The sequence below is a fragment of the Paenibacillus sp. GXUN7292 genome, assembly GCF_050864975.1.
Taxonomy (GTDB): domain Bacteria; phylum Bacillota; class Bacilli; order Paenibacillales; family Paenibacillaceae; genus Pristimantibacillus.
The window spans coordinates 44,417-57,975 of record NZ_JBOZWO010000010.1; the positions used below are offsets into that span (position 1 = coordinate 44,417).

Consider the following 13,559-nt stretch of genomic DNA (forward strand, 5'->3'; position numbering starts at 1 on the left):
ACAAACTTCGGCTCCTGCAGCATTCCACTCTTGTTATAAATCCGAAATCTCACGCAAGCTTTAATCAATGACTTCAAGTAAACATAAATAATGTTTTCGCCAGTAATGATTGACTTTGAAACTCTGTAGAAACCCTTCTATCGCTCAGTAGACACTGTGAATGCAATTATACCTGCTGTTTGCTTGTAGAAGGACAAATATAATAAAAGATCAGTGGACCTTTTTGTATATTAATTTTCACTAGCGGTTACCCTATATACTGAATACGTAATTTAAAAAAGGGAGATTTTTGCATGGACCATATCATTATTTTGATCAGAAGTATTTCAGCATTCTTTATCCTAATAATAATTGCCAGAGTATTAGGTAAGCAAACTCTCTCTAATATGAACTTTCACGAATTCGTAACAGCAGTTATATTGGGAGCTATGGCAGCGAACTTTGCATTTAACGAAAAGATAGAAGTTGTTCATTTGTTAATAGCTTTGTCAGTCTTTACGATTACTTCTTATGTTTTGTCCAAACTTTTTTTGAAATTCAGAAAGTTTAAGATGTGGACAGAAGGAACGCCCACCGTTCTTATAGAAGGAGGGCTTATTCTGGAAGATAATTTAAAAAAAAATAATTTGACACTAGATTCTTTAAACCAACAACTTCGCCAGAAAGACATTTTTAATATAGAAGAAGTGGAGTACGCCCTCTTTGAGATTAACGGAGAAGTATCTGTTCAAAAGAAAAAGGAATTGCAAGCAGTGACTTTAAAAGACCTAAAGTTGAATGTAGGTAATACCATACAATTCCCAATTGAGCTTATAATCGACGGTAAGCTTTTGCATGGCAATTTAAACTCCAACAAAATTTCGGAATCCTGGATTATATCCCAGCTAAAGGCACGTGGTAAAAAGGTAGAGGACGTATTCTACGCAGTTAAAGGTAGCAACGGTCAACTTTATTTAGATGATTATAATGATAATATTCGGCATCCAATTGATGTTGAATAGCATTGACCTTCGGTATTGCTACCTGAGATTCAACGTAATTAGATAATTATATTTCGCAGCGTGCTTGAGCTCATCCAAAATGATACCGAACACCGTATCTTTATAGATTCCATTAGGCAATCCAAACCAGATGTTGCGGTATCTTTCCACTGCACCCAACTCCCCCATTAAGGCACGCTGTAGACCTTCTCCATAGGATTGCACCCTCTTATATTGCTCGCTGCTGATGCCTGCAATTTCCTGTCCTGTCAAAGCCCTATACATTCCTCTGAACATTTTATTGTGATTACGCTCATCGTTACGGATACTCTCAATAATGGCCACTTGCTCTTTTGAGGGAGCCAAATTGATCAATTCATCATAGAACAACTCATCGTTACGCTCTCCTTGCACTGCTTCCTTTATCATTTGTACTGCATTAGGATAACTAGTACTCCAGATAGGTACAAAATCGACCCGCATATAGTATAAGTTTTCCCAGTAAGAAGGTACTTGATACAAGGTTGTTTCCTCCTGACGTTAGTTTATCATAAGTATATGCGCTTCCGCCCACGACAGTTCCTATGAGGCTATTTACTATTGCATATCGAACGTTGTTTGGTACATATTAATATAAGAACGAATGTTCGTGGGTGATATCAAGATGACCGAAATGACTAAACTGGATGGAAACAATCGTTGGGGCGGAAAAATGCTTTTGACCGAACATCAGGAGGGATATGATCGGCGGCATGATAATAAGCCAACAGGCAGACCAACACCAGAGAAATTATGTTCCCTCAGTTAATAACTATGACCCAGAAATCAATTGAAGATATTGGGCTTTCTAAAATAACCTTAAAGGGAGTTATTATCCGCTGCTTAGAAGTCATCATGTTTAGGATTTCAGATGATTACTATGCTTTAAGACGAGAGCTGAAAAACAGTAATATTAAGGTAAATGAGGACGAGACGCAAGACGGTATTTTGTATTAAAGGGAATGCATCCCTGCGGCTCTTCTTCATTACATACGAATGTATCGTTTTAATAGATTATCTAATAAAAGCGTCTACCCACTTTTTAATATTAGCCCCAATCTAGCCCCAATTAGGTTCATTTCCTTGCATTGTATTGCATTCTTTGAAAAACAATAAAATTTATCGAAACCTTGATATAATAGCTTTTTTTAACATTTAGAGGTGTTGTTTGCATTAAATTTAACTTACTAGATTTATTTCGACATTCCCTGTAAAATAAGGTGTGATTAATGAAAGGGGCGTTTTTTATGATAAAGCTAGGTTCCCATGTATCGTTTTCGGACAAGGGTTTGCTCACTGCGACTCAAGAGGCAATGTCATACGGCTCAAGTACATTTATGATCTATACAGGAGCGCCGCAAAATACTAGGCGCAAGCCAATTGATTCGTTATATATTGAGGAAGGCAAGGCTTTAATGGAACAAGCAGGCATTAACGAAATCGTTGTGCATGCTCCTTACATTATTAATCTTGGCTCCTATAAGGAAGACACCTTCGAGCTGGCAGTTAACTTTTTGCAGGAGGAAATCCGTCGTACGCATCATATCGGCGTTCGCAATATTGTGCTGCATCCAGGCGCGTATACGGATAAGGATGCTGAATACGGGATTTCGCGTATAGCGGAAGGGCTTAACGAGGTTTTAGCCGGCACTAAGGAAACAAATGTTAATATTGCTTTGGAGACGATGGCTGGAAAAGGCACGGAAATAGGACGCAGCTTTGAAGAGATTGCTGCGATAATAGATAAAGTGCAATACAATGACCGTCTTACGGTATGTATGGACACCTGTCATATGCACGATGCCGGCTATGATCTCATCGGCGACTTGGATGGCGTGCTGGATCAATTTGACCGTCTAGTCGGCTTGGATCGCGTAGCTGTTGTTCATATTAACGATAGCAAAAATAGCCGCGGAGCCGGCAAGGACCGCCATGCGCCGCTTGGTTCAGGATGGATCGGGCAAGAGGCTATCAAAAATATTGTTCACCATGAGCGTCTTCAAGGACGTCCGTTTATTCTTGAAACGCCTTGGATTGGCAAGGATGCCAAAAAGCAGCGGCCTATGTATGAAGCTGAAATTGCTCTGCTGCGCAACAATGTAGAGGATCGGCTGGGCGGCCACTTCCTAGAGGATGTGGAGAGACTTCATTACTTCTTTGAAAAATCGGAAGTAGATCCTCGCTTATACGTGCTTTCCGTATGGGATGTATTGAAGAATGATGCAAAGGCTAAAAAGGCAGATCCGAGAGAGCCGATGGAAAGACTGTACGATCTCGTATTGGAAGGGAGAGCTTTGTCTGCAGAGCTCACGGAGGAGCAGGTGAATCAGCGTATCACTGCTTGGTTTGCTGGCAAGCAGCTGCTGGCTTAGTTGTATGCGTGACTAGGTCGGGTTAAGCCTTTCCTGCATATACCTTTGAAAAAGAAAGACTATTATTTATGAAAAGGAAGTAGAAGCTAAATGTCATTGCAATCTAAATCAGTTTTGGCAGAGGATCAGCGTGCAAATCGTGCTCGCATGCTGATTTCATGCCCGGATCGACCGGGAATCGTCGCGGCGGTATCCCAATTTTTACATGAGCATGGAGCTAATATTGTTCAGTCCGACCAATATACGATGGACCCGGAAGGCGGCATGTTTTTTATCCGCTTCGAGTTTGAGCTGAACGATATGGACCGCGAGCTGCCGATCATTGTAGAGGATTTTCCGCGCGTAGCCGACCGGTTTGAAATGAAATGGCATACTTTTCGCGCCAGCCGTAAAAAGCGTATTGCGATTTTTGTATCCAAGGAGGATCATTGCTTGCTTGAGCTGCTATGGCAATGGAAATCAGGCGAGCTGAATGCAGAAATTGCTATGGTAATAAGCAATCATCTGGATATGAAGGAACAGGTTGAATCGTTTGGCATTCCTTATCATCATATTCCAGTTACACCAGAAACAAAGGCGGAGGCAGAGCGAAAGCAACTGGAGGCTGTCGGCGATAAAGCGGATATGATCGTACTTGCCCGCTATATGCAGATCGTTTCTCCTAAGTTTATCGAGCAGTTTCCAAATCGGATTATAAATATTCATCATTCCTTCCTTCCTGCTTTTGTAGGCGGTAAGCCGTATGCCCAAGCTTATCAGCGCGGCGTTAAGATTATCGGCGCAACGGCTCATTACGTAACTGAAGAGCTTGACGGGGGACCGATTATTGAGCAGGACGTACAGCGTGTGACGCACAGGCACAATGTCAATGAGCTAAAGCGCATCGGCAGAACGATTGAAAAGGTTGTGCTTGCCCGGGCAGTAAAATGGCATATCGAGGACAGAGTGCTCGTGCATCAGAACAAGACGGTTGTTTTTAATTAATAGAGAAGACTCCAAAAGGAAATACTTTTTGAAATATGCCAGTTTACATTTCTTAATATGATTGAGGAGGAATTTCATTGACAATTGATCAACTTTCCATTGCTACGATTCGGACTTTAGCGATTGATTCTATAGAGAAGGCAAAATCGGGCCATCCAGGTATGCCTATGGGAGCAGCGCCTATGGGCTACCAGCTGTTCGCCAAAACGATGGTGCACAATCCGTCCAATCCGGCATGGGTTAACCGCGATCGCTTCGTCTTGTCTGCTGGACATGGCTCTATGTTGTTGTACAGCTTGCTGCATCTTTCCGGCTATGACCTGCCGATTGAGGAGCTGCAAAACTTCCGCCAGTGGGGTTCATTAACACCAGGCCATCCGGAATTCGGACATACCGCTGGGGTCGATGCAACAACTGGCCCATTAGGACAAGGAATTGCTATGGCTGTCGGTATGGCAATGGCGGAAGCGCATATGAGCACGGTATATAACAAAGAGAACTATAATGTTATTAATCATTTTACTTATTCGATCTGCGGCGACGGCGACTTGATGGAGGGCATTTCTCATGAAGCGGCTTCTCTTGCAGGACATTTGGAGCTTGGCAAATTAATCGTACTTTATGATTCCAATGATATTTCGCTTGACGGCGCGCTGAATTTGTCTTATTCGGAAACGGTTCAAAGGCGCTTCGAGGGTTATGGCTGGCAAGTGCTTCGCGTAGAAGACGGCAATGATCTTCAAGCTATTGCACAAGCTGTAACAGAAGCTCAGGCAGAAACAAGAAAGCCTACGCTTATTGAAGTGAAAACGATGATTGGCTACGGAAGTCCGAACAAAGGCGGCAAAGGCGGAAGCGCTGGAACGCACGGTTCTCCGCTTGGAACAGAGGAGACTAAGCTTACTAAGCAATTCTATGGCTGGAATGAAGAGCATCATTTCCATGTTCCGGATGAAGTTCGCGCTCATTTTGCCGAGGTAAAGGCAGCTGGCGAAAAAGCGAATGCGGACTGGAACGCGATGTTTGCTTCCTACAAGGAAGCTTATCCTGCTCTAGCTGCGCAATTTGAGCTAGCAACTTCAGGCGATTTGCCTGAGGGCTGGGACGCTGATCTGCCGTCGTATGAAGCGGGCAGCAATGCAATGTCTACACGCGTTGCCTCTGGCCATGCGCTTAACGCCCTTGCCAAAAATGTACCTGCCATTATTGGCGGCTCCGCTGACCTTGAAAGCTCCACGATGACAAATCTTAAAGGCATGGAGCAATTCAAGCCTGGCAGCTATGCAGGCAGAAACGTATACTTTGGCGTTCGCGAGTTCGGAATGGCAGCGGCTATGAACGGCATGAGCCTGCATACCGGCCTTAAAGTATTTGGCGGCACCTTCTTCGTATTTACTGATTACTTGCGTCCTGCTATACGTCTTGCAGCGCTTATGAAGCTGCCGGTTGTTTATGTTCTGACGCATGACAGTATCGCTGTAGGCGAGGATGGGCCTACTCATGAGCCGATTGAGCAGCTTGCATCGATCCGCATTATTCCGGATCTGACCGTTATTCGTCCAGCTGATGCAAACGAAACTTCTGCAGCCTGGGCTTACGCGGTTGAAAATAAAGCAAATCCGGTGGCGCTTGTTTTGACACGTCAAAACCTGCCTGTTCTTGAAGGCACAGTGCAAGGCGTTCGTGAAAACGTAAAGCGCGGCGCATATGTCATTTCTGATGCGGCTAATGGAAAGCCACAGGCACAGCTGCTTGCTTCCGGCTCTGAGGTGCAGTTGGCTGTAGCTGCTCAGAAAGCTCTGGCTGAAGAAGGCATTCAGGTACGCGTAGTCAGCATGCCGAGCTGGGATTTGTTCGAAAAACAGTCGAAAGAATACAAGCAATCTGTTATTCTTCCTGATGTTAAAGCCCGTCTTGCAATTGAAATGGCTCATCCATTTGGCTGGGAGCGTTACACAGGCGAGCAAGGCGATATACTGGCGATTGACCGCTTTGGAGCTTCAGCGCCTGGCGATCGCGTAATTAAGGAATATGGATTTACAGTTGAAAATGTTGTGAGCAAAGTAAAAGCAATGCTGTAATAAAGTATTCTGCCCGTAGAAATGCAGTATTTCCGCAAAATAATGGCCAATCAGCTTGAAGGCTGATTGGCCTTTTTGCATGTTGGGTCGTATCTCGCGGTAACTACATTTTGTGCATCTAGATTCTCATTTTTTGCCGAATAAACGGTTCTAGATGTATTTCATGTATCTAGTTTTATTGAATCACCCTATATCCTGCGAATTCCGCCAAACTAAAGGCAGTTTTTCCCCTTAGAATTACAAAAAAGCCAGATTTCATAAAACTAAACACAGGAAATGCACTTAGGCATTGGCACGAAAATAACCGTTCAACAAAACAGAGGTTGCTGTTGTACTTGCTTTTGCAAGGGATCGGAGTAATTGATAGTTTCTTATCAAAGTAATGGGTAGTAGGTGTCGATTAATGGCGGGCAACGATTGATAAGCAATGAGAAAGGGGAACGGAGAGCAAGAATGGGAATGGAGAAGCGGCAGCGTCCGCCTTTGTAGGTCAATTTTATCCTTTTCAAGGGTTATTTATCCAAAAAAATTGGACTACAACAGCGGTCGGAATCCCAATCTTGATCGCAGTGGCACTCCTTTCTATTGCTTGTTGCCCTATTCACAATTAATCGAAACACAGAGGCGCTATCTGTGAACAAATGCTCATTTGGGCAGCTTTTATAGCTAATAAGGACTCTGTGATCCGTTACAAGTTTAAATTGCAAAGGTATGCATACATAAACAATAGCTGTTTCTCGACAGGCTCTATTTCTATGCATGAAATCATTAAAAATAGAGCACGATGTAATTTGACATTGTATTGTGACAATATTGGCGGAAAAGCAATTGTACTTGCCATTTCCTTGCGCTAAAGTTAGGAGGGAGAAAAGTTTTAGCATTTGATTGGAGGAAATTCATTAATGAAGGAAAGAAACTATACGCCAATTGTCGCGATTTTGTCAGTTGTGCTCGTCAGTATTGTTGCGGTATTGTTTTTCCTGCCAGCCTACAAAGGCGAGGTTGGATTCGATATTCAAGTTTTGCCGCTGCTAAATGCTATATTCAATAGCTTTACGTTTTTGTTCTTGCTGACAGCGTTAGTGGCAATTATGAAAAAAAATATACGAATGCACCGTACGTTTATATTAGCTGCGTTCGTAACGACCACACTGTTTCTAGCTTCATATGTAACCTACCATTTCTTGTCCGAGTCGACGCCTTATGGCGGAGAGGGGATTTTGCGCGGCATTTATTTTTTTATTTTGCTCACCCACATTTTGCTCGCAATTGTAGTTGTTCCTCTAGCTCTGCTATCGTTATTCCGCGGTCTTGCCAACCAAGTTGACAAGCATCGCAAAATTGCGCGCTGGACGATGCCTATCTGGCTGTATGTCAGCATTACTGGCGTTTTGGTTTATTTGATGATTTCGCCGTACTATTAAATTCGGAAAGCCATTAACAAGCTCATAAATCAAGCATGAAAATAGTGAAAAATGCATAATTATGCAGTCGTTGTCACAGAAAAGAACAATTTTTAAATACTTTTACCGTTTTTCATGCTTGTTTTTACTGATTAAATTCGATATTCTTATTAAAAGTTACTAAGGGGGTATTTACTACAATGACTAAAGCAGTTCATTTTGATTACAGTAAAGCATTGTCCTTCGTAGGACAGCATGAAGTAGATTATTTGAAAGACTCCGTTCGTCTTGCGCATGACCAGCTACATAACGGCACAGGAGCAGGCTCAGATTATCTTGGTTGGATTGATCTTCCAACTAATTATGATAAGGAAGAATTTGCACGTATTAAGAAGGCAGCAGATAAAATTAAATCGGATTCCGAGGTTCTTATCGTAATCGGAATTGGCGGCTCTTACTTGGGCGCTCGCGCTGCGATCGAGATGCTGTCCCATTCTTTCTATAATATTCAAACGAAGGAACAACGCAAAACACCTCAGGTTCTATTTGCGGGCAACAATATCAGCTCAACTTATGTGACTCATTTGCTCCAGCTGCTTGAAGGACGCGACTGGTCGATCAATGTCATTTCCAAGTCCGGAACGACAACAGAACCAGCTATCGCATTCCGTATTTTCCGTGCAGAGCTTGAGAAGAAATATGGCAAAGAAGAAGCTCGCAAGCGTATTTATGCTACAACCGATGCTGCTAAAGGCGCATTGAAAAAGCTTTCCACAGAGGAAGGTTACGAGTCCTTCATCATTCCAGATGATGTTGGCGGCCGTTATTCGGTGCTAACTGCTGTAGGCTTGCTGCCAATTGCTGTTGCCGGCATCGATATCGATGCGATGATGCAAGGTGCTGCTGAAGCTTCCAAGGAATATGCGAATCCTAATCTTGCTGAGAATGAAGCGTATCAATACGCAGCTGTTCGCAACTCGCTGTATCGCAAAGGCAAAGCGATCGAAATTCTTGTCAACTATGAGCCTAACCTGCATTTTGTATCCGAATGGTGGAAGCAATTGTTCGGCGAGAGCGAAGGCAAAGATTTCAAAGGCATCTATCCAGCATCCGTCGATTTCTCAACTGACCTGCATTCTATGGGCCAATTCGTTCAAGAGGGAAGCCGCAACATATTTGAAACGGTTATTCAAGTGGGTGAGGTTGCTGAACATATTACGATTGAGCACGATGCGGATGATCTAGACGGTCTTAATTTCTTGACCGGTAAAACGATGGACTTTGTTAATAAAAAAGCGTTTGAAGGCACATTGCTTGCGCATCAGGACGGACAGGTTCCGAACTTGATCGTAAATATTGACAATATGACGCCTTACACATTTGGTTATCTCGTATACTTCTTCGAAAAGGCATGTGCGCTTAGCGGCTATCTGCTTGGCGTTAATCCGTTCGATCAGCCTGGTGTTGAGGCATACAAGAAAAATATGTTTGCGCTGCTTGGCAAGCCTGGTTTTGAGAAGGAAAAAGCTGAACTTGAAGCTCGCCTATAATATTTATTGCTTATAAAACGATTATTAAGGCAGGGGAAGCTGGCTTATGCTGAAACGTTACGCGACGGTAAGAAGTGAAGCTAGTCAAGAAATTGTTATTAAGCGTTCTCGTTTTATAGGTTATGCCAAGCCTGTTTCAACAGAAGAGGAGGCTGTCGCTTTTATCGAGGAGATTAAGCGGCAACATCGAACGGCAACTCATAATTGCTCAGCTTACGTAGTAGGTGAACGCGATCAATTCCAGAAAGCCTCAGATGATGGAGAGCCCAGCGGGACAGCAGGCAAGCCGATTCTTGAAGTGATTAAGAATAAAGGGCTCAAAAATGTCGCTGTAGTCGTTACCCGCTATTTTGGCGGCATTATGCTAGGGGCTGGAGGTCTTGTGCGGGCATATACGGATGGGGCTGTTGCCGGTATTGAGGCGGCAGAAGAAATTGTATACGTGCTGCATCAGGAAGTATTTGTGGATGTTGACTATACATGGTATGGCCGATTAGAAAATGAACTGCACAACCGGGGGACGAGAGTCGGCGAGGCGCAGTTCACAGATCGTGTGCGAGTACGCTGCTTGCCCGAAATAGATGAGGCCGAACGCTTTGTCGCTTGGATGACGGATTTAACGCAAGGCCAGGCAGATATTACGACCGGCGAACAGCTTTATTTTATAGAAGGCGAGTAACTTTTTCATATAGTAATTAACATTCAGAATAGGCAGGGTGCCTTAACGAGGTGCCCTGTTTTTTTGGTTTTGTAAAAAAGCTCGTATTTGGCGATAAGGTCATGCTGATGGAAGGTGCGTAAGGAGAAGAATAGGTGGAAACTACTGCGGGGCAATTGCTTTTCATTTTAATATTTTAGATAATTCCAAATGATTTCACAAACTGTTGGTTGCGCATTTTGATGAAATAACATAACATTAGATTAGAATCATTATAAAAATAAAATGATCTGACGGATAAGGGGGGATCTATTCAATGAGTATTACGACAGAAATTGATAAAGTAAAACGAAGTCTCATGGAGAATGGCTATAAATTAACGACGCAGCGAGAAATTATTGTACGTGTTTTATTGGAGCATGAAAAGGATCATTTAAGCGCGGAAGATGTCTATATGCTGGTTAAAGAAAAGTTTCCGGAGATTGGTTTGGCGACGGTTTACCGCACATTGGAATTGCTCGCTGAGCTGCATATTGTAGCAAAAATGAACTTCGGCGATGGCGTAGCTCGATTCGATCTCCGAGGGGAAGATCATGAGCATATGCACCACCATTTAATCTGTGAGCTTTGCGGAGCTTTAGAGGAAATCAAGGAAGATTGGCTGGGCAGCCTTGAGCAGCGGCTTGAGGAGGAGTTCGGCTTTAAAGTGCATGATCATCGCCTCGATTTTATCGGAACGTTTAAAGAATGCGAGAATGGCGAGTGCAAGCGCGATATAAAAGCAGTTTAATTAATTTTTGAGCAAAAGAAGCCTCCGGCAGGATGAATATTTCATCTTTGCGGAGGCTTTATTTGATAAAAGCCGGTTTAAGTTTTAGTTATATTAGTTTTTTTATTTTTAATCAGGAATAGGATTATCGATTTAGCACAAACTTTTCAATAACATGCCGTACGCCGTCTTCATTATTCGATAAAGTAACATAGTCCGCAATCGCTTTAAGCTTATCGGTTGCATTGCCCATAGCGACGCCTAGTCCTGCTGCTTCTATCATTTCATGATCGTTCCAGGAATCCCCGATCGCGATCGTCTCTTGCATGGAGCAGCCAAGATGCTCAGCCATGTAGCGGAGTGCATGCCCCTTCGTACCTTCTTTATGAGTAATCTCTAGGTAATGAGGCTTTGATTTTGTAATATGAGCTTCCTCGCCGACAAGTGCCTTAAGCTCTGACTCTACCCGGTCCAGCTTTACTGGGTCATCGATAATGAGCATTTTGCCTAATGGCTTGTCAATCAATTTATTGAAATCAGGCTCGATAATAAAAGGAATTTTGCTGCGATCCGAATATTCTTTAATAATTTCGTTATCTTCCATGCCATATAGCAAATCATCAACGTATAATTGCAGATGAAGGCCGTGCTGCAGGCAGTATTGCTGGATTTGTACGGCTGCTTTAGTTGGAACGTATCTTTCGTACAGTACTTTTCCTTCAAGAAGTGTTTTGACGAGTGAGCCCTGATACGTAATAATAGGAACATTGAGATTAATTTGTTTGGCGATTTGTACGGCGGACGCATACATGCGTCCTGTTGCTAGCGTGACAGTTACGCCAAGATCGATGGCAGCTTTCAAAGCTGCTTTTGTTTCCTCGGATACCGTTAACTGGTCGGATAGCAGAGTGTCATCTACATCCATTGCAATAAGCTTATACATGGTAGTGGTAAAGCTCCCTTCTGATAGCCAAATAACTATATCGCTAATTGTAGCCAATTAGAATCATACATACAAGGAGATGGAGGCATGAATCAATCATTTTCAAACAACCGCAAGCCGCTTTCCCCCTATGCTTTATTTTTAGGGGCGATAGCGATGCTGGTTATAGGCTTTACTATAGGGGTGCTTTGGCTAAGCGCCCGCTATCCGATTATTAAGGAGCCGGAATTCCGGCAGCTTTCTGTTTCCTATAACAAAATTTTGGACGATTTTTTAGAGGGGGCTGAGCCGAGACAGCTCATTAATGGAGCGGCTGAAGGGATGCTGGCCTCGCTTAACGATCCTTATTCCCAGTATATGGTCGGCAAGGCGGGCGAGGCTTACACCCAATCCTTTGAAGATAAATTTTATGGCATCGGAGCAGAAATGAGGCAGGAGGAAGGAGATTTCGTTATCACCTCGGTTATCAAGGATACTCCTGCTGAGCGTGGCGGCCTGCAGCCCGGCGATATGATTTTGGCTGTTGACGGGACGGATATTCAAGGCAAATCTTTTCAAGAGCTGCTCAGTATGATCCGCGGGGAGGAAAATACGAAGCTGACGCTTCGCTTCAGCCGTCCTGGAGAAGCCGAGCCGCTTGAAATATCGCTAAAGCGTGCTGCGATACCTGTACATACCGTTACTTCCGAAATGCTGGAAGGAAATATCGGGCATGTTACGATCAGCCGCTTTGCTAATGAAACGGCTGAAGAGTTTAAAACTGAAATTGAAAAGCTGAAAAAAGAAGGCGAGCTGAAAGGACTGCTTCTGGATCTTCGGTCCAATCCTGGAGGCTTGCTTCATACGACGATTGAGATTGCGGATATGCTTATTCCAAACGGTAAAACGATTTTGAATGTCGTCTACAAAAACGAAAGAAGCACAGTAACCTTCAAGTCCAGACAGCAATCGGAATGGACAATACCGATTGTAGTGCTGGTGAATGAACAATCGGCCAGTGCCAGCGAGGTGCTTTCATCGGCATTAAAGGAATCGGCGGATGCTATAATTATCGGTAAAAAAACGTATGGCAAGGGTGTAGTGCAGCAATTCAGGCCTTTCCCTGATGGGTCCGTGTTAAGCTTGACGGAAGCGCAGTGGAAGACGCCAGCAGGCACATGGATCAACAAGGAAGGCGTTCATCCCGATATTGAAGTGGGGCTTCCTGAATATGCGAATTTAAGGCCGCTTGCAATAGGTACCGAGATGAAGGATGGCAGCTACGGCGATGATGTGAAAACTCTGCAGCAAATGCTGCTTGAGCTTGGTTATGGCCCGATCGAGCAGCTCGGTGTATTTGATTCCAGCACTGCAGCAGCTTTGAAAAAATTTCAACGCGATCAGCAGTTGGAGATTACTGGAGCGTTCAATGATAAGACGGGTTATCGCATACTGGAGCTGCTGCGCGAGAAGCTGAAGCATGAAGACAGCCAGCTGCAAGCCGGACAAGAGAAGCTGCAGCAGCTGATTGCCGGTTAGCAGCCGAGCACTGACTAACACTAACTAACACTAATTAACGTGCCGAAAATGGAAGGAGAGCGCCTCACAGCCTTATAGAGGGCAGGCGCTCTTTTTGATCAATGCTCAGTTATGCAGCGTCCCGCAGCCAATAAGCCCGCCCTGATTTGATGCTAATCCAATAATGCTGTTGAAGTATGGGTAAGTGCTCGTGGAGCTAAGTACATTTTATGCATCTAGATTCACTTATTTTGCCGAATAAATAATACTAAATGTATTTCAT

Annotated in this window: 11 protein-coding genes; 9 read left to right on the forward strand and 2 right to left on the reverse strand. The window is 43.7% G+C overall.

The genetic code is table 11. The features are described from left to right. Nucleotides 1-293 precede the first annotated feature (293 nt). Nucleotides 294-1,001, forward strand: coding sequence for a DUF421 domain-containing protein (locus ACRRU2_RS10775; protein ID WP_432501475.1), 708 nt, complete (start codon nt 294-296; stop codon nt 999-1,001). An 18-nt stretch (nt 1,002-1,019) separates the two neighbouring features. Here the strand turns inward: ACRRU2_RS10775 and ACRRU2_RS10780 are convergent, their stop codons facing one another. After that, a complete protein-coding gene (locus ACRRU2_RS10780; RefSeq protein WP_432501605.1) occupies nt 1,020-1,463 on the reverse strand; it encodes a ferritin-like domain-containing protein in 444 nt (147 codons plus the stop codon). A gap of 803 nt (nt 1,464-2,266) precedes the next feature. On the opposite strand from ACRRU2_RS10780, the gene ACRRU2_RS10785 reads away from it, so the two are divergent. The 7 genes from ACRRU2_RS10785 (at nt 2,267) to ACRRU2_RS10815 (ending at nt 10,857) form a co-directional block, all read left to right on the forward strand. Then, a complete protein-coding gene (locus ACRRU2_RS10785; protein WP_432501478.1) occupies nt 2,267-3,391 on the forward strand; it encodes a deoxyribonuclease IV in 1,125 nt (374 codons plus the stop codon). Between the two features lie 90 nt (nt 3,392-3,481). Beyond that, a complete protein-coding gene (purU, locus tag ACRRU2_RS10790) occupies nt 3,482-4,375 on the forward strand; it encodes a formyltetrahydrofolate deformylase (RefSeq protein WP_331697232.1) in 894 nt (297 codons plus the stop codon). A 71-nt stretch (nt 4,376-4,446) separates the two neighbouring features. Beyond that, nucleotides 4,447-6,456: a transketolase gene (tkt, locus tag ACRRU2_RS10795; RefSeq protein WP_432501608.1), complete on the forward strand. Its 2,010-nt coding sequence runs from the start codon at nt 4,447-4,449 to the stop codon at nt 6,454-6,456. A gap of 902 nt (nt 6,457-7,358) precedes the next feature. Next, complete coding sequence (locus ACRRU2_RS10800; RefSeq protein ID WP_331697231.1) at nt 7,359-7,880, forward strand: DUF420 domain-containing protein; 522 nt, start codon at nt 7,359-7,361, stop codon at nt 7,878-7,880. A 179-nt stretch (nt 7,881-8,059) separates the two neighbouring features. Beyond that, nucleotides 8,060-9,409: a glucose-6-phosphate isomerase gene (locus tag ACRRU2_RS10805; protein WP_331697230.1), complete on the forward strand. Its 1,350-nt coding sequence runs from the start codon at nt 8,060-8,062 to the stop codon at nt 9,407-9,409. Nucleotides 9,410-9,455: 46 nt separating this feature from the next. Further along, a complete protein-coding gene (locus tag ACRRU2_RS10810; RefSeq protein ID WP_331697229.1) occupies nt 9,456-10,088 on the forward strand; it encodes a YigZ family protein in 633 nt (210 codons plus the stop codon). Between the two features lie 295 nt (nt 10,089-10,383). Next, on the forward strand, nt 10,384-10,857 hold the full coding sequence (locus tag ACRRU2_RS10815; RefSeq protein ID WP_331697228.1) for a Fur family transcriptional regulator: 474 nt from the start codon (nt 10,384-10,386) through the stop codon (nt 10,855-10,857). Nucleotides 10,858-10,981: 124 nt separating this feature from the next. Here the strand turns inward: ACRRU2_RS10815 and ACRRU2_RS10820 are convergent, their stop codons facing one another. Then, complete coding sequence (locus ACRRU2_RS10820; protein WP_331697227.1) at nt 10,982-11,779, reverse strand: Cof-type HAD-IIB family hydrolase; 798 nt, start codon at nt 11,777-11,779, stop codon at nt 10,982-10,984. An 87-nt stretch (nt 11,780-11,866) separates the two neighbouring features. Here ACRRU2_RS10820 and ACRRU2_RS10825 point away from each other — a divergent pair, with 87 nt between their 5' ends. Further along, a complete protein-coding gene (locus ACRRU2_RS10825; RefSeq protein ID WP_432501483.1) occupies nt 11,867-13,297 on the forward strand; it encodes a S41 family peptidase in 1,431 nt (476 codons plus the stop codon). Nucleotides 13,298-13,559 lie beyond the last annotated feature (262 nt).